Below are 16462 nucleotides of genomic sequence, written 5' to 3' on the forward strand. Positions count from 1 at the left end.
CCCGCGTCTGCGGGGGCCAGGTGCGACGGCGAGCCACGCGGGACCACGTGATTGTTCGGAGTGCCCGCACGGGCGGTGCGGTGGCGGGCGTAGGGTCCGCCCCGTGAGCCTCTTCGGAGCCGGGCGGGTACCCGGCTGGCCGGCGGTCCTTGTGGACGGTCCCGTCGTGCTGCGTCCCTACCGACGCTCGGACGCCGCCGCCTGGTCCGAGGTGCGGCGCGCCAACAAGAGCTGGTTGGCGCCCTGGGAGTCGTCGCTACCCGGTGACTGGGACGAGCTGAACTCGCCGGCCACCTTCCGCTGGATCTACCGGGACCAGCAACGCTCGGCGCGCACCGGCGACGGAATGCCCTTCGCCGTCTGCCTGCGCGAGGACGGGCGGGAGCGACTCGTCGGGCACCTGAACCTGGGCAGCATCGTGCGGCGGGCACTCTGCTCCGGGTACGCGGGCTACTGGGTGGATCACCGGGTCGCCGGCCGCGGCGTGATCCCCACCGCGTTGGCGCTCGCCGTCGACCACGCCTTCGGCCCGGGTGGTCTGCATCGGATCGAGGTCAACATCCGGCCCGAGAACCGGCCGTCCCGCCGGGTCGTGGAGAAGCTCGGCTTCCGCGAGGAGGCGTACCACGTGCGCTACATGCACATCGATGGCGCCTGGCGTGACCACATCGGATACGCGATGACCAGCGAAGAGGTCGCCGCCGAGGGCGGATTGCTGGCCCGCTGGCATCGGGTCCGCGCCGCCACCAGGTGACCGTCCAGCCCGTGCCGGGCCCGGCACGGGCACACGCGCCGCTGTCCCGCCGATGGGATCGGCGCGGCGCGTCGGCATCACGCTCCGTCGCCCGTAACCTCAAGTAACTGCAAGATGTGGCAAACGCTGTTCGTCGTACGATCGACTCCGCCGGCACCGATCGGTTGAAGATCCTGCGGCCGAGCCGCGATTGCTCCGAATTCGGTGACGGGAGGGGTGAGGGTGCCGACCTCGGTGCTCCTCGCCGTCCTCGCCGCCGCCGGCCTGCTCGCCCTCGCTCCGGCGCTGGTCCGCCGGTACGATGCCACCGAGCGGCTGGTGGCGGAGCGGGCGCAGTCGACGGCGCGGGTGCTCCAGCGCCAGCGCCGCCGCCGTACTGTGCCGGGACGGCGGCCGGTGCGCCCGCCACGACACCTCGTCGTCACCCTCAGTGAAGATTCAGCTACGGGCGGTCTCGGTAGGCCGGTCTCGGCGCCACCCGCCACGGCCCGCCGAGCGGGCCGGCTGCGCGCTGTGCCCCCCGCCCCGAATCGGGCCCGCCGTCGGCCGCCACCCCGCCGCCACACCCCGGCCGTCTACCGGCGGCGCCGGGTGCTCGCCGCGCTGCTGCTGCTCAACGGCGTCGAGCTGATCGGCGTACTCGTGGTCGGCCCCGGATTCTGGATCAGCTTCTCGGTCACCGGCGCGCTGCTCGTCGCGTACGTCGGGCACCTGCGGCAGCGGGCCATCGCCGAACAGCGGAGGCGGCGGGCGCGGGCTCGGGAAGCGGCGTGGCTGGCCGCCCGGCAGGCGGAGGTACGGCGCGAGCAGGCCCGCCGCGCGGCAGCCCGCCGCGAGGCGCAGCGGCGACTCGCGGCCCAACGTGAGGTGGTACGCCGAGCGGCCATGGGCCTGGACCGGCCGGCAGATCTCCCGCCCGCCGCGAGCGGCGGCTCGGTCTCCTACCGGCGCAGCGGTGGCCTCCGCGGCCGCGCCTACGAGGCCGGCCGGGGCTCCCACACGGCCTGACCACCGACACCTCCCGGTCGGTCCTCCGGCGCCTCCCGGCCGGTCCTCCGGGTCGACTGCCTGGCTGTCGGGCCCCTGACTGGGCGAGGGGCCGCATGGTCATCTCGACTTCCATGAGGTCGGGGTGTCCCGGTGCCTCGGAGGCCCCGACTTCATGGATGTCGAGTCGATCACCCTGTCGTGGCGAGCGCCTGATGCCCGGCTCTCCCGGATATGGGCTTTCGTGGCGGCTGGTGGCCGCATGATCGTCCGAAGGGGCGCGGCGGGGTGGGGTGGATTCGCCCCCGGGGCGGTCGACCTGTTAGCCTTGTCGCCGGCCCGCCCGGTGTTAGCCGGGTGGGACCGACGCCGGTTTGCCGGCGGAGGGGCTGTGGCGCAGACCGGTAGCGCACCTCGTTCGCATCGAGGGGGTCAGGGGTTCAAATCCCCTCAGCTCCACCCAGATCAAAGGCCGTTTCCGCTAGTCGGAAGCGGCCTTTTCCGATCCTGTGTGCGGCGTCAGCGACAGCACTCGCCCGGACGGCGGCGGCCCGGCCTCGGGACCGGGCCGCCGCCGTCCGGCGGGTCAGCTGGTGAAATCGTCCTTGGCGTCCTGCGCGTCCTCTTGGACGTGTTCGCCGGGCTGTCTGCCCCGGATTTCGTCCCGCTGCGCCACCTGTTCCGCCCGTGCCCGCTCCTTCTGGGTCATGTCGCCCAGCCGGGCGCGGGCCGGGCCGGCCAGCTTCTCGACGTTCCCGGTCGCCCTCTCGAAGCTCATGTCGCCTCCCTGTGGTCATGGCGAGAGCCAGGTTCCACTTCCTGTCTCGCGTCCCCGCCCGCCGGTGGGGGAAACCCGGCAGTCTCGGCCGGATCCAGACAGGCGGTGCGGCAGGTCAGCGACAGAGCCGTACGGTGTACGCAGTCCGTGGAGGCACCGGAACCGGCGCAATCAGCCCCCCGGTCAGCGGCGGTGCCGCAGGCCGAGCCGGAGCGCGCGCAGCAGCGTGCCGGGTCGGCTCAGCGCCGCCGGGTGGTCGAGCATGGTGGTGACCCGGCCCAGCCGGGAGCTCAGCACCGGGTCGGTCTGCGCGGCGCGGAAGATCAGGTCGCCGAACCACTTGGTGAGCTTGTACCCGCGCGGGTACGGCCCGCGAACGTGCGGCAGCTCGACGTCGGCCGAGGTGGAGATCTGCCAGGCGGCGTCGACTATCACGCGGACCTGGTCGAAGTACGCCCGTGCCGGCTCCTCGTGTGGCCTCGGCCCGGAGCGTAGGTACGCCGACAGGCAGGAGGCGTGCAGCATCGCGGAGGTCATGCCCTGGCCGTACACCGGATTGAAGGAGGCGATCGCGTCCCCCGCGACGACCAGGCCCGCGGGCATGCGGTCGAGCTTGTGGAAGTCCCGGCGTCGGCTGTCGGCCTGGTGGTACGTGACCACCCCGCCCAGCATCTCCCCCTGCTCGGCGATGTCGCCGAACATCTCCGGATAGTGCTCGCGGCAACGGGCGGTGAAGTCGGCGACGTCGCGGCTCGGCCGGTCGTCGTCGTAGCCGGCGACCAGCACCATCCAGCGGTCGTCCTCGACCGAGTTGATTCCGCCGATCCGGGCGGTACGGCCGTTGCCCGCCATGGTCTGGTAGACCACGACCCAGGTGTCGCTCACCTTCTCGTCCCGCCGGAAGAGCGCGGTCGCGTAGTTCAGCTTGATCGGCATCCGCTGCATCGGCGGGCGGGGCCACCCCTCGTCGGCCAGCCAATCGCTCAGCCTGCTGGACCGTCCCATCGCGTCGACCACCAGATCCGCGGCTTCGAGGACCGGCTCGGCGCCATCCCGGGGCACGTACCGCGCACCGGTGACCCGGTGGCCGGCGTAGGACAGGCCGTCCGCTCGGCCGTACACCATCCGGACGTTGTCGGCGGCGAGCGTGTACCGCCGGACCAGCGCCTCCAGGAAGGGCCGCGTGGTGATCAGCATCGGGCCGGTGGCAGCTGCCGCCGGCGGTATCCCCAGCACCCCGTTCACGAAGGTCTTCGCCGTGGCGTCCGCGCTCGGCGGCAACGGGGCACCGAGCGCGAACGCCTCGTCGACGACGCCGGGGAACCAGCGCTCCAGCTGCATCTGGCCGGACGGCAGCAGCGCGTGCACCTGGCTGCCCTGCGGTACGCCCGGCCGGGGGCCGGAATCCACATCGGATGGATCCCGCTCGACGATCAGCACCTCCTCGGCGTGGTCGCTGAGCACCCGGGCCGCCATCAGCCCGGCGATGCTGCCGCCGAGCACCACTGCACGCCGCATGACGACGCTCGTGTCGGTCGGCCGTTCGGCCGTCGCTATCTGCGAGAAGGTCCGGGACGGAGACGGGCGCATGCGATCACTCCTCGGGTGGTCGAACACTCGGCGCCACGACTCAGATGTCAGTCGCGCCGCCACTTCTGGTGCCTCCTGCCACCGCTGGCTGCTTTCCGCTCGCCCATTCGCGAATCAACTCTAGTTTTGGTGCGTCCATTGTCGCCGGACGCATTGTTACTAACACAGAGGCGGGTAAGGCGGAAGCACCAGGCGAACAAGAATCGCATTCTGTGATTGCCGCTTGAACTCGACGGTCGTTGTAACCCGACGGAAACAAGTGGCAGGCTGTGTTCATGGAGGATCAGTCGCCACTGTCCGCCGACGAGTTGTTGGACATCGTCGACGAACAAGACCGAGTGGTGGGCCAGGCGCGGCGCGGCGAGGTGTACGCCGCCGGACTCCGGCACCGCTGCGCGTTCGTGCTGGCCCGGGACGACGAGGATCGCATCTTCGTGCACCGCCGTACCGCTCGGAAGCTCGTCTTCCCGTCCTTGTACGACATGTTCGTCGGCGGGGTGGTCGGTGCGGGCGAGTCGTACGACGCGGCGGCGCTGCGGGAAGCCGAGGAGGAACTGGGGGTACCCGGTCTGCCCGCGCCTGTGCCGTTGTTCAAGTTCCTCTACGAGACCTCCGAACACCGCTGGTGGTCGTCCGTCTACGAGGTGCGCTGCCCGTCGGAGGTCGCCCCGCAACCCGAGGAGGTCGCCTGGCACGCGTTCCTGACCGAGGACGAGCTGGAACGGCGGCTCACCGAGTGGGCCTGGGTGCCGGACGGCTTCGAGGCGTACCGCCGGCTTCTCGACTGGCGGGCGACCAGTGCGGCGCGTGACTCCTGACCGGCACGAGCCCGCTGCGGGCCGGCATGACGGCCGACGGGTGGAGCAACGGCCGAGTGTCTCGTCGCGGCGGGGTGCCGAGCGGGAGGCCGGTCGGACACGCCGGCCTCCCCATCAAGCGCTACGGCTTCCAGGATCCGGCGGGCTGGAACTGGTGCAGGTACTCCAGCACACCGTTCTTGTCCGCGACGTTGAACACCACCGTGCCGGTCACCTTGCGCCCCGCGGAGATCTCGCCGGGCTCGAGGCTCTCACCGCAACCGGCGAACAGCCCGGCAATGGCGTTGGTCTCCGTACCGTCCGCCGCCACCCATTGGAAGTAGAGCGGATTCACCGCGGCGCTGCCCTTGGTGACCTTGACGGTGACGTCCGCGATCAGGTAGATGCCCTGGTCCGGATCCGGCGCGAACTCGTTGCAGCCCTTCGTCCTGGTGCTGAACTTCGTCACGGTGATCTCGACGGCACTGAGGTCGTTGGTGATCACGAGGGTGTCGCCGACCGGCATGTTCGAGGTCTCGCCGTCGGCCGTCTCGTCGGGGTCGACCGGGACGGCCGGTGGGCTGTCCACGTCCCTGGTCGGCGTCGTGGTCGGCAAGGAGGCCACCACCTCGTCCGCCTGGTTCGCGCCGTAGATCAAGGCGGCGACGCCGCCACCGCAGCAGAGCAGAGCCAGCACCGCCGCCACGATGACGATGATCAGCACCGTCTTGTTCGACTTCTTCTGCGGGGGCTGCGGCCCGCCGGGCGGAAAACCGCCGGGTGGGAAACCGCCGGGTGGGAAACCGCCGGGCGGGTACGCACCGGGTGGGTAGGCACCGGGCGCGGCCGGGTACGGCTGGCCCGCGGGCGGGTAGGGGCCGGGCGGTGTCGGCTGCTGGGCCGTGCCGGGCGCGGCCCAGGGGTTACCGGACGGCTGCGGAGGTGCGCCGGACACGGGCGGCTCGGGCGTTGAGGGCGCCGCCCACGGGCTGCCGGAGACGGGCGGTTGCGGCGTACCCGGAATCGGCTGCTGGGGCAGGGTCGCCGGCGGCTGCCCTTGGGCGGTCGGTGCCCACGGGTTGTGCGGCATCGAACTCGTCGCCCCGGCCGACGCCGTCGGCATCGGGGTGGTGGCGTCGCCCTGCGGGAACGGAGCCGTCGGCATCGGGGTGGTGGCGTTGCCGTGTGGGAACGGAGCCGTCGGCATCGGGGTGGTGGCGTTGCCGTGCGGGAACGGGGCCGGTGGCATCGCGACGGTCGGGTCGGCCGGAGTGGCCTGGGCCGGCGGCATCGGGGCCGTCGCGTCGCCCGTCGGGGGCCGTGGGGCCGGGGGCATCGTTCCGCCCTGCGGTGCCGGCGGCATCGGGGCCGTGGGGAACGCCTGGGTCGGCGGCTCCGGATACGGCTGGTCGGGATCGTGCGGCCCGGCGGGCGGGTCGGGGTGGCTCACCGTACTCCTTGGATCGTGGGCATGGGAGGGGAGGTAGGGAACTCGGCCGACGCTACCGTGCCCGAACGACGGGTTGTGCCCCGCCGGGGCCCGCCGCGCTCGTCAGGGCAGGGGCAGTACGGCGGCGGTGCGGACCAGACCGTCGGCCACCACGAAGCGCCCGTGCACCGCTCGCGGTGGATGCCCGACCGGCGCGGCGTCGACCCGCGCGGGCGCGATCCGGGCCCTGAAGGTGCCGGCGTCCGGGTCGATCTCGACCAGGGCGTCGGTGAAGTCGAGCCAGGTGCCGACCACCGGATGCCACACCTTGTAGATGGTCTCCTTGGCGCTGAACAGCACCGCCGGCCAGGAGACCCCGACCGGCAGCCGCGCGAGATGCACGTCCTCCTCGGGCAGGCAGATCAGTCGGCGTACCCCCGGACTGAGCTCCTTGTGCTGCTCCGCGTCCATGCCGACGGCCCGGACCTCGGAGCTGCGGGCCGCGGCCGCCGCGCAGTATCCCCGGGTGTGGGTGATGGTGCCGACCACGCCGGACGGCCACACCGGCGCCCGGTCGGCGGCTGGCACGGGGGCCGGCGGCAGCCCGAGTGTGGCCATCGCCCGCCGCGCGCAGACCCGCCCGGCGGTGAAGTCCCGCCGTCGGCTCTCCACCGCCCGTTCGCCGAGGCAGGCGAGCTCTTCGGCGAGCAGTCGACCGGTCCAGTCGCCGGGCCCGGCCACGGCCACCGCGACCTCCGGCGGCAGCAGGTCACGCATCGCCCGTCCCGGTGGGGCGTGGGTGCCGCGACGGCCAGTCGATGCGCGAATCCAGCCGGATCGGTCGGCCGTCCGATCGGCCAATCGTCAACTTTCTGACTGCCATGAATGGCGAAAGTACCGCAACCATGTAACACAGGATGGTTCTGCGGCGCTACAGCCCGAGCACGGCATGATGGACATCGACTGTCGTAAGTTCAGGTCGGCGTGGCGTCGGCCCTGTCAGGAACCGGAGAGGGAGTGCGATGACCGGTGGTGCGGAACCGTCCGGCCCGGTGAGCGGTGAACACGTGCCGGAGCCGCCCAACTGGAACTGTGGTTCCTGTGGCGAGGACTGGCCGTGCGCGACGAAACGCAGCCGGCTGCTCCAGGAGTACGGCGACCGCGCGACGCTCAGCGTCTACCTGGGATCCTGCCTCGCTGCCGCCAGCGAGGATCTGCGCACCGCCTCCGTGACATCCCTTCAGGACCGGTTCATCGGGTGGCTGCCCCGGGGGCCGAAGAGCACCTGACCCGCCTCGCGAGTACCGGTCCCGTCCCGACCTGCGCGGCTCGGGACGGGACCGGCAGCTCAACGCCGGCGCGTCAGACGCGCCGGGGCCGGCGGGTGAGCGCGAAGCCGACCACGCCGGCCACTGCGGCCAGGACGCCGCCGACGCTCGTCCAGATCCACCGGGAGCCCAGCGCGGGCAGCAGGTCGTCGAGCCAGCTCTCCTCGTCCGCGTCCTCGACGGGCGCGGTGGCCTGCTCGTCGGTCAGCACCGCGCCGGCCCGGGTGTTCGGCACCAACGGCACCGCCAGTTCGCCGTCGTCGGCCGGGGCGCCCTCGCCGTCGGCGTTGACCAGCAACTCGACCTCGACCGGCGCGCCCAGGTCCGGCTCCGGCACGTCGGCGACCGAGAGCCGGACGAAGTACGTGCCGGGCAGTGGATCGCCCGACCAGGGTTCGGCCCACGGTCGTACCTCGCGCAGCGTGCAGCCGAGCGAGACACTGCTCGCCGCCTTGTCGACGGTCGGGGTCTGCGCCCCGGCCGTGCACGCCTGCCGGCGGCGAAGCCCGTCGAAGACCTCGACGGTCCAGGTCGACGCGCCGCTGCGTGCACCGGGGAACGAGACGGTGGCCGAGATGTCGTGCACCTGCCCGGCGTCCGCGGTGAACGACCAGTAGAGGTAGTCGCCCGTCGAGGCGTCCACCTGGACCGGCTGGCCGGCGGCGATCGTGGTCGCGGTGAGGAAGGAGGTGCCGGCGCGGGTCACCGTCGCGGCACCGGGGGAGGGTGTTGGCCCGTCGCTCGGGGCGGCGAGCGCCGTGGCGGGCAGCGCCACCGGGCCGGCGGCGGCGACCAGCGCGGCCAGCGACCGGGTCAGAGTCGTACGCACGCTCACTTCTCCCTCCAAGTGGCCACCCACCAGCGGGTCAGCAGGCCGGTGAGCAGACCGGTGACCAGGCCGGCCACGGTCAGCAGGGCCAGCAGCACCCAGCCGCGGCCGAGGTCCGGGCCCTTCGGCGTCGGCGACGCCGCGACCACGTCGACGGTCAGCTCCACCGGCATGCCCGGGCTCGCCTCGGTGCCGTCGCGGGGAGCGAACGAGTTGCTGACGACCAGGCAGACCATGGTCGGTGGCACGATCTCCGGGTCGGTCGCCGCGGTGGTGACCGAGCCGTCCGCGTCGTCCCGCTCGTCCGTGTCGTCCTGGTCGTCCTCGTGGTCATCCGACCAGCGCAGGCCGGCGGAGACCACGTCCGCCCGGCCGCTGCCCGCGTCCACTCCGCGGACCAGCTCCCGGCCGTCGGTCGCGACGGCCCGCAGCAGTACGCCGTAGTCCGGGTTGACGGGCCGGTCCAGCGCCACGCTCACCGAGGCACGCAGCTCCTGACCCGGCCGTACCGGCACCCGGTACCAGCGGTGCTCGGAGAACTTCTCCCGGTCGGTGTAGACGCCGGGAGCGAGCAGCGGCGCGCCCTCGCAGACGGAGCTGCCGCCGACCACCGTCGGCGTGCGGGTGTACGTCTCCTGGGCCCGGTCCACCAGCTGCTTGATCCGGTTGGTCAGCTGGTCGGTGCTCTGCGCCGCGGTGTACGTCCCTCCGGTCGCGGCGGCGATGCAGAGCAGCTGCCGACGTACCTTCTCGTCAGGGGCGAGGCCCAGCGTGTCGACGACCAGCCGCGTGCCCTGCGCGGCGAGTTCCCGCGCGACGTCGCACGGGTCGGGCGGTGCGCAGGTGTCCTCACCGTCGGTGATCAGCACGATCCTTCGGGTGGTGGCACCGGAGCCGAGGTCCTTGGCGGCTTCGCGCAGGGCCAGCCCGACGGGGGTGAATCCGGTCGGCTTCAACCCGGCCACGGCGTCCTTCGCCTGGGTCCGGTCCACCGGGCCCACCGGGACGATCTGCTGGGTGTCCTGGCAGCCGACCTTCTTGTTCTCACCCTTGTACGTCGCACCGAGTACCCGGATGCCGAGCTGGGTGGTCTCCGGCAGCGCGTCGACGACCTCGTTGAACGCCTGCTGCGCCACCGAGATCCGGCTCCGGCCCTCGATGTCCCGGGCCCCCATCGAGCCGCTGACGTCGAGGACCAGCTCCACCCGGGGCGGCTCGGCGGGCTCCGGCTCGTCGGCCATGGCCGGTACCGGCCCGAGCAGCGCGGGAATCACCACCAGTCCGGCGAGGACGGTGGTGGAACGTCTTAAGTTGATCACTGGGCGAAGTGTAATGAGGTCCACTTAGGATGATCACTCGGGTGCGTCGGCGACGGACCGGCCGCCGGCGTCCGTCATTTTCATCGCCCGGCCCGGTCCCGAGCGACCCGCCCGCTCCGCGCCTCCGCCGGGGTCGGGGCCGCCCGTGCCCCCGTAGGAACCGCGCCTCGTCGTCTCGGCGCCGCCACTCTCCCCGCGTCACTGTCGGAACCGCGCCGCCGTCCCCGCGCGACCGCCGTCCCCCGCGCCGCTGCCGGAATCGCGCCGCCGCCGTCGGAATCGTCGTCCTCACGCCGCTTCGGAGGCGATGATGTGCCGGTGGGTGACCGACGGTCAGTTGTCGGATCTGTCCCGTGACCAAAGGGGTATCCGTCAGAAATCTGACCCAAGTTGACCCGTTGTGCCGGTGGTGCGCGGTGGTTAAGCTTCTCGTGCGCGCCCCAATCGCCCGCTTCCCCCGTGGCAGGCGATCGGGGCGCGCTTCTCTGTCGAACGGCCCGCACGCAAACGCGTACGGGCCGTTGTCGTTGCCGTGTGCTCCGCCGGCTGTCGCCCCTCGGGCCCCCGCGGCGGACAAACCGGCGTCAGATCCAGCGACCGCCCAACCACATGCGGGCCGACCAGTCGGCGTACGGGATCACCTCGCCGACGAAGATCGGATAGAAGTACGCGAAGCAGAGCGCCACCAGCAACACGTAGGCGCCCGCGACGACGCCACCGATCAACCGGCGGTCGTATCCCGCGTCGCCCGGCCCGGCCGTCCGTGCCGCTCCGGCGCGCGCCCCGGCGGGCGAGACGATCGCGCCGAGCACGTACACCACCGCCAGCACCATGAACGGCAGCGCTGGTGCGGTGTAGAAGGAGAACATCGTCCGCCCGTCCAGGGCGAACCAGAACCAGGGCAGCAGGCCGGCGGCCACCATCAGCAGGATGGCGCCCGCCCGCCAGTCCCGGCGGGCCAGGCCGAGCCAGGCGGTCGCCACCAGGGCCGGGAGGAACGACCACCAGAGCAGCGGGGTGCCGAGCAGCAGGATCTCCGCCGCGCAGTTCGCCGCCCCGCACGGGCCGTCGCCGGACCAGTAGAACGCGACCGGGCGGCCCAGCAGCAGCCACTGCCAGGGCCAGGACTGGTACTTGTGCCCGGTGTCCAGGTGGGTGTGGAAGCCGTACGCGGCCTTGTGGTACTCGAACAGGTTGATCAGCGGCCCGATCACCGGTTTGTCGCTCAGCGGGGCACCGGGGTAGTTGGCGGCCAGGCGGTAGTAGCCGTCGTCGGTCAACAACCAACCTGACCAGGTCGCCAGGTAGGTGCCGACCATCAGCACACCGGCCAGCGCCAGCCAGGGCAGCTCGCCGACGAACGCGTCCCGCCACGGGCGGCGTACGCCCGCCGAGCGGCGGACACCGGCCTCCCAGACGAACACCAGCAGCACGAACGCCGGCAGGAAGTAGAGGCCGCTCCACTTCACCGCGCAGGCGCCCGCGAACAACACCGCCGCGACGAGACGCCACCACGGCCACCCGCGCCACCCGTTGGCCGGTCGACCGGCCCGCCCCGGCCGGGTGGGATCCAGCCCGGCGTCCAGCGCGCGCGTCCACTGCCGTCGGCGGGCGTCCCGGTCGAGCACCAGCGCGCCGAACGCGGCCAGCACGAAGAAGAGCAGGAAGATGTCGAGCAGCGCCGCGCGGGAGAGCACCAGGTGGAAGCCGTCCAGGGCCAGCAACAGGCCGGCCGCGCAGCCGAGCGCGGTGGAGCGGAACAACCGCCGCCCGATCCGTACCAGCAGCAGCACCGACAGGGTGCCGATGACGGCCGCCGAGAAGCGCCAGCCGAACTCCGGCGCGGTGGTCATGAGGTGCCCCGGCACCGAGATGTGGCTCTCCGCGTCCTGGTAGCCGAACGCCCACTCGCCGAGCCCGATGAGCCACTTGCCCAGCGGCGGGTGCACCACGTACGACGGGCCGCCGTCCTTGTAGTTCCACTCGACGCCGCGAGAGATCAACCCGTACGCGTCCTTGGCGTAGTAGGTCTCGTCGAAGATCTTGCCCTTGGGTCCGGACAGGCCGACGAAGCGCAGGATGCCGGCGATCAGCACGACCACACCGGTGGCCAGCCACGACCACCGGTCGAGCCGGGCCTCGACGGTGGCCAGCCGGGCGCGGACCACGCTTGGAACGCCGCCCCCGTCGGTCGGCCCGCCACCGGCCGTACGCTCCGAATCGACCCGGGGCGCGTTCGCGCTCTGTGCTGTCGACGCACTCGTCACCCGGCGATCGTAGGCTGCGGAGGTGACCGGTGGCGGCAGTCGTCCCCGATCCCGCCACCGCCGTCGATCGAGGAGCGAAAGATCTCGTGGGTGATATGTCGGATGTTGGGCGTCTCATCCTGCTCGGCGCGCCGCTCGGCAACCCGGCGGACGCGTCCGCGCGGTTCCGTGAGGTGCTCACCACCGCCGACGTGGTGGCCGCCGAGGACACCCGCCGCCTCACCCGGCTGGCCCGTGACCTCGACATCACCGTGCCAGGCCGGATCGTGTCCTACTTCGAGGGCAACGAGGAACGGCGTACGCCCGAACTGGTCGAGGTGATCCAGGCCGGCTACGTCGTCGCCCTGGTCACCGACGGCGGCATGCCGAGCGTCTCCGACCCCGGCTACCGGCTGGTCCGCGCCGCGCTAGACGCCGGTGCACCGGTCACCGCCGCGCCGGGGCCGAGCGCGGTCACCACCGCCCTCGCGCTCTCCGGGCTGCCCTGCGACAGGTTCTGCTTCGAGGGGTTCCTGCCCCGCTCGCCCGGCGCGCGGCGATCCCGTCTGCGGGCGCTCGCCGGTGAGGAGCGCACCCTCGTCTTCTTCGAGGCGCCACACCGGATCGCCAGCGCACTGGCCGACCTGGCGGACGCGTTCGGCGCCGACCGCCCGGCCGCGCTCTGCCGCGAGCTCACCAAGACGTACGAGGAGGTGCTCCGCCGGCCGCTCGGCGAGCTGGCCCGCTGGGCCGCCGAGGGGGAGCCGCGTGGCGAGATCACGCTGGTGGTGGCCGGAGCGCCCGCGACCGCGCCGGAGCCCCCCGACGACGACACGCTGCGCGCCGCTGTCGCCGACCGGGAGGCGGCCGGCCTCTCCCGGCGGGACGCGATCAGCGAGGTGGCCACCGCGTACGGCCTGCGCCGCCGCGACGTGTACGGCGTCGTGCACCGCTGATCAGCTCCGGACCTGACCGGATGCCGCGACCGTCGGGCAGCCTCCGCGCGGGTCACCAGGCGGTGCCGAGGAATCCCGCCGTGATCAGCACCGGCCCGGCGAACGCGAGGCCGATTCCCCAGCGGCGGGCACGCTGCCCCTTCAGCCGGGTGGCCCCGGTCCAGCGGGCGATCCCGGCGCCGCAACCCGCCACCACGAGCAGGCCGAGCACCCAGCGCAGGTGAAGGGCGGCCCCGCCGGTGTCGGCGTACGCGGTCCCGCCCTCCGGGCCGGTCATCCTGGCCGGGAGCGTTCCGCCGACCACCGCCCGGTCGGCCGGCACGTCGCTGACCCGCACCCCGTGGGCGACGAAGCGCCGGTCGTCGGCGGTGAAGATGCCTCGGCAGCGCTGACTCAGGCCACTGCCACTGCAGTCGGTGATCACCGAGGTGCCATGCGTGGCGTGGCCCAGCGCGACCCAGAGCGGCCCGGCGCTGACCCAGGCGAAGAACGCCGCGACCAGGCTCAACGCCAGCAGCGCGGCGAGCCCGGGGAGCGGGTCCGGCGGGTGGCTGGCACGACGGGCGCGTCGGCGCTGGCCGGCGTCGTCCCGAGCCGGCCGGTTCCGCTCCGCTGCCGGCTCCTCGCGGATCGGGGTGCCGTCCCAGTGCACCTCCTCGATCGGCGCCCAGAACGTCTGGTCGTCGTCCGTGGGCTCGCCGTCGGCGCCCAGGGCGGGGCGACGCCGGCGCTTGGACTGGCGTACGGGCACCCGGCGCGGCAGCGCGTCCACCGGCGCCCCGGTCGTCGGCTCCACGTCGGCGGCGCGCTCCTCCTCGGGGGCGCAGTCGCCATCCCGGCTCGGCGTCACGGCGTGGCCCGGGCGCTCTGCGGCAGGACGAGCGGACGACTCGTCTTCGGTCCCCGCCGGGCTGTCAGCGGTCTCCGGCTGGTCTCGGCGGCTGCGGGCGGGTGCCGGCACCTTGCCGGTCCGCGGTGGCCGGGTCTGCTTCCGCTCGGGCGGCGGGCCGGTGCGTGGTGATCGGGGTGACCGGCCGGAAGGCGGCGTGGCGTCGGTGCCGGGCACCGGACGGGGCTGCGGCGCCACCCCCGGTCCCCGCGCCGTCGGGGTGCGCGCGGGCCCGTCGCCCGACGTGTCGTCGTCCGCGGCGGCGTCCTCGCCGGTGTCCGACCGGGTCGGGGTGTCGTGGCCGGGCGAGGTGTCCCCGCCGTCGGCGAGCGCCGCCCGCGAGGGGCGTTCGTCGGGTTCACGGCGCGCTCGTCTGCCAGCCACGATGTTCATTGCACACCCGCTCGTTCCCCCGATCGGGCAGCAAAGGGCGTGTCGACGACAAATCGGACCATCGGCCCGGCAATCCTGCCCAGTTCGCCGACCCACCCCCCCACCACCCCCCACCCCCACTCACCGCCCCCACCCACCACCGCCGTGATCATGAAGTTGTTGTCGCGACATGCCGACACGGGCCGCAACAACTTCATGATCAGCGCGGCGGTGGGGGGTGGGGGTGTATTGATTGGTCGGTGGGCGGGGCGGGTCACTAGGCTTGCTGGTCATGAGTCACGTTCTCGCGGCGGTTGCCTGGCCGTACGCCAACGGCCCGCGCCACATCGGCCACGTTTCCGGTTTCGGCGTTCCCTCCGACGTCTTCAGCCGGTACATGCGGATGGCCGGTCACGACGTGCTCATGGTCTCCGGCACGGACGAGCACGGCACCCCGATCCAGGTACAGGCCGACGCCGAGGGGGTCACCCCGCGCGAGCTGGCCGACCGCTACAACCGGGTGATCGTCGAGGACCTGCACGGCCTCGGGCTCTCGTACGACCTGTTCACCCGCACCACCACCCGCAACCACTACGCGGTGGTGCAGGAGTTGTTCGAGGGGATGTACCGCAACGGCTACATCGTGCCGAAGACCACGATGGGTGCGATCTCCCCGTCCACCGGCCGGACGCTGCCCGACCGCTACATCGAGGGCACCTGCCCGATCTGCGGATATGACAGCGCCCGCGGCGACCAGTGCGACAACTGCGGCAACCAGCTCGACCCGATCGACCTGATCAACCCGAAGTCGAAGATCAACGGGGAGACGCCGGAGTTCGTCGAGACCGAGCACTTCTTCCTGGACCTGCCCGCCCTGGCGGACGTGCTCCGGCGGTGGCTGGACACCCGCGAGGGGTGGCGTCCCAACGTGCTGCGGTTCTCGAAGAACCTCCTGGACGACCTCCAGCCCCGCGCGATCACCCGGGACCTCGAGTGGGGCGTGCCGATCCCGCTCGACGGTTGGCGGGACCGGTCCGACAAGCGGATCTACGTCTGGTTCGACGCGGTCATCGGCTACCTCTCCGCCTCCATCGAGTGGGCGCGCCGCTCCGGCGACCCGGAGGCGTGGCGCCGCTGGTGGTCCACCGACGGGGAGGGGAAGGACGCCCAGACGTACTACTTCATGGGCAAGGACAACATCGTCTTCCACTCGGTGATCTGGCCCGCGCTGCTCGCCGGCTACTCCGGCGAGGGGGCGCGCGACGGCGAACCGGGCGGGCTCGGGCGGCTCAACCTCCCGACCGAGGTGGTCTCCAGCGAGTACCTGACGATGGAGGGCCGCAAGTTCTCCTCGTCCCGGCGGGTCGTCATCTACGTCCGCGACTTCCTGGAGCGCTACGACGCCGACGCGCTGCGCTACTTCATCGCGGCCGCCGGACCGGAGAGCAACGACACCGACTTCACCTGGGCGGAGTTCCTCCGCCGCAACAACGACGAGCTGGTCGCCGGCTGGGGCAACCTGGTCAACCGCTCCATCTCGATGGCGGCGAAGAACTTCGGCGCGATCCCGCCGATCGACCCGGCAGGTCTCACCGAGGCCGACGAGGCGCTGCTCGCCACCGCTCGCGCCGGGTTCGCGGTGGTCGGCGACCTGATCGGCCGGCACCGGCAGAAGCAGGCGATCGGCGAGGCGATGAAGGTGGTCGCCGAGGCGAACAAGTACCTCTCCGAGCAGGCGCCGTGGAAGCTCAAGGACGAGGCCGACAAGCCGCGGATGGGCAGCATCCTGCACGTCGCCCTCCAGGTGGTCAGCGACGCCAACACGCTGCTCACCCCGTTCCTGCCGCACTCCGCACAGAAGGTGTACGAGCTGCTCGGCGGCACCGGTGTGCACGCGCCGATGCCGCAGATCGTGGAGGTGGAGGACCTCGACGGCGGGCCGGCGTATCCGGTGCTGACCGGGGACTACACGCAGGGCACGCGGTGGGAGTCCGTACCCCTGGAGGTCGGGCGGCCGCTCGCGGCGCCGAAGCCGGTGTTCCGCAAGCTCGACCCGTCGATCGTCGACGAGGAGCTGGCCCGGCTCGGCGCCTGACGGACCCGCGGGCCCGCGGCAGGCGGCTGCCGGGCCGGCGACAGGCAGCCGGCCTGGTCCGGACACGGCGGTGCGGCCCGGGGCATCCCCGGG

14 protein-coding genes and 1 tRNA gene are annotated in these 16462 nt (G+C 72.5%); 7 read left to right on the top strand and 8 right to left on the bottom strand.

The annotated features are described in order from the left end of the window. Positions 1–103 precede the first annotated feature (103 nt). The 3 genes from AB0F98_RS28490 (at position 104) to AB0F98_RS28500 (ending at position 2200) form a co-directional block, all read left to right on the top strand. Positions 104–754, top strand: coding sequence for a GNAT family protein (locus AB0F98_RS28490; RefSeq protein WP_357741504.1), 651 nt, complete (start codon positions 104–106; stop codon positions 752–754). A gap of 216 nt (positions 755–970) precedes the next feature. Then, complete coding sequence (locus AB0F98_RS28495; RefSeq protein WP_357741508.1) at positions 971–1762, top strand: hypothetical protein; 792 nt, start codon at positions 971–973, stop codon at positions 1760–1762. A 364-nt stretch (positions 1763–2126) separates the two neighbouring features. After that, positions 2127–2200, top strand: a tRNA-Ala gene (locus tag AB0F98_RS28500). Positions 2201–2327: 127 nt separating this feature from the next. Here AB0F98_RS28500 and AB0F98_RS28505 read toward each other — a convergent pair. Together AB0F98_RS28505 and AB0F98_RS28510 are read right to left on the bottom strand one after the other, a co-directional pair. Continuing rightward, positions 2328–2519 (bottom strand): general stress protein CsbD, encoded by a 192-nt coding sequence (locus AB0F98_RS28505; protein ID WP_357741511.1) that lies wholly within the window; start codon positions 2517–2519, stop codon positions 2328–2330. A 183-nt stretch (positions 2520–2702) separates the two neighbouring features. After that, the gene (locus tag AB0F98_RS28510; protein WP_357741513.1) at positions 2703–4109 is read right to left on the bottom strand and encodes an FAD-dependent monooxygenase; all 1407 of its coding nucleotides are present in this window, start codon (positions 4107–4109) and stop codon (positions 2703–2705) included. Between the two features lie 275 nt (positions 4110–4384). Between AB0F98_RS28510 and AB0F98_RS28515 the strand changes: the two genes are divergently transcribed. Continuing rightward, the gene (locus tag AB0F98_RS28515; RefSeq protein WP_357741516.1) at positions 4385–4927 is read left to right on the top strand and encodes an NUDIX domain-containing protein; all 543 of its coding nucleotides are present in this window, start codon (positions 4385–4387) and stop codon (positions 4925–4927) included. Between the two features lie 121 nt (positions 4928–5048). On the opposite strand, the gene AB0F98_RS28520 is transcribed toward AB0F98_RS28515, so the two are convergent. Both AB0F98_RS28520 and AB0F98_RS28525 read right to left on the bottom strand, forming a co-directional pair. Beyond that, positions 5049–6356, bottom strand: coding sequence for a DUF4352 domain-containing protein (locus tag AB0F98_RS28520; protein ID WP_357741519.1), 1308 nt, complete (start codon positions 6354–6356; stop codon positions 5049–5051). A 102-nt stretch (positions 6357–6458) separates the two neighbouring features. Next, positions 6459–7112: a 4'-phosphopantetheinyl transferase superfamily protein gene (locus AB0F98_RS28525; protein WP_357741522.1), complete on the bottom strand. Its 654-nt coding sequence runs from the start codon at positions 7110–7112 to the stop codon at positions 6459–6461. A 245-nt stretch (positions 7113–7357) separates the two neighbouring features. Between AB0F98_RS28525 and AB0F98_RS28530 the strand changes: the two genes are divergently transcribed. Beyond that, a complete protein-coding gene (locus tag AB0F98_RS28530) occupies positions 7358–7624 on the top strand; it encodes a hypothetical protein (protein WP_357741526.1) in 267 nt (88 codons plus the stop codon). 73 nt (positions 7625–7697) lie between these two features. Here AB0F98_RS28530 and AB0F98_RS28535 read toward each other — a convergent pair whose 3' ends face one another. The 3 genes from AB0F98_RS28535 to AB0F98_RS28545 all read right to left on the bottom strand — a co-directional run bounded on the left by AB0F98_RS28535 (position 7698) and on the right by AB0F98_RS28545 (position 12078). After that, entirely contained in the window at positions 7698–8492 is a 795-nt protein-coding gene (locus tag AB0F98_RS28535) for a peptidase (RefSeq protein ID WP_357741529.1), read from the bottom strand. A gap of 2 nt (positions 8493–8494) precedes the next feature. Further along, complete coding sequence (locus AB0F98_RS28540; RefSeq protein ID WP_357741532.1) at positions 8495–9811, bottom strand: VWA domain-containing protein; 1317 nt, start codon at positions 9809–9811, stop codon at positions 8495–8497. 584 nt (positions 9812–10395) lie between these two features. Further along, entirely contained in the window at positions 10396–12078 is a 1683-nt protein-coding gene (locus tag AB0F98_RS28545; RefSeq protein WP_357741536.1) for a phospholipid carrier-dependent glycosyltransferase, read from the bottom strand. A gap of 86 nt (positions 12079–12164) precedes the next feature. Here AB0F98_RS28545 and rsmI point away from each other — a divergent pair, with 86 nt between their 5' ends. After that, positions 12165–13013, top strand: a complete 849-nt coding sequence (gene rsmI / locus AB0F98_RS28550) for a 16S rRNA (cytidine(1402)-2'-O)-methyltransferase (protein WP_357741539.1) — start codon at positions 12165–12167, stop codon at positions 13011–13013. A gap of 52 nt (positions 13014–13065) precedes the next feature. On the opposite strand, the gene AB0F98_RS28555 is transcribed toward rsmI, so the two are convergent. Continuing rightward, positions 13066–14286: a hypothetical protein gene (locus AB0F98_RS28555; RefSeq protein ID WP_357741542.1), complete on the bottom strand. Its 1221-nt coding sequence runs from the start codon at positions 14284–14286 to the stop codon at positions 13066–13068. A 280-nt stretch (positions 14287–14566) separates the two neighbouring features. On the opposite strand from AB0F98_RS28555, the gene metG reads away from it, so the two are divergent. Further along, positions 14567–16369, top strand: coding sequence for a methionine--tRNA ligase (metG, locus tag AB0F98_RS28560; RefSeq protein ID WP_357741545.1), 1803 nt, complete (start codon positions 14567–14569; stop codon positions 16367–16369). The last annotated feature ends 93 nt before the right edge of the window (positions 16370–16462 follow it).

The sequence above is a fragment of the Micromonospora sp. NPDC023737 genome, assembly GCF_040639715.1.
Lineage (GTDB): Bacteria > Actinomycetota > Actinomycetes > Mycobacteriales > Micromonosporaceae > Micromonospora.

Excerpts from the sequence above, each read along its gene's own strand:
- AB0F98_RS28525 (WP_357741522.1), bottom strand. The coding sequence starts at position 7,112 with ATGCGTGACCTGCTGCCGCCGGAGGTCGCGGTGGCCGTGGCCGGGCCC.
- AB0F98_RS28510 (WP_357741513.1), bottom strand. The coding sequence starts at position 4,109 with ATGCGCCCGTCTCCGTCCCGGACCTTCTCGCAGATAGCGACGGCCGAA.
- AB0F98_RS28530 (WP_357741526.1), top strand. The coding sequence starts at position 7,358 with ATGACCGGTGGTGCGGAACCGTCCGGCCCGGTGAGCGGTGAACACGTG.
- AB0F98_RS28505 (WP_357741511.1), bottom strand. The coding sequence starts at position 2,519 with ATGAGCTTCGAGAGGGCGACCGGGAACGTCGAGAAGCTGGCCGGCCCG.
- AB0F98_RS28515 (WP_357741516.1), top strand. The coding sequence starts at position 4,385 with ATGGAGGATCAGTCGCCACTGTCCGCCGACGAGTTGTTGGACATCGTC.
- metG (WP_357741545.1), top strand. The coding sequence starts at position 14,567 with ATGAGTCACGTTCTCGCGGCGGTTGCCTGGCCGTACGCCAACGGCCCG.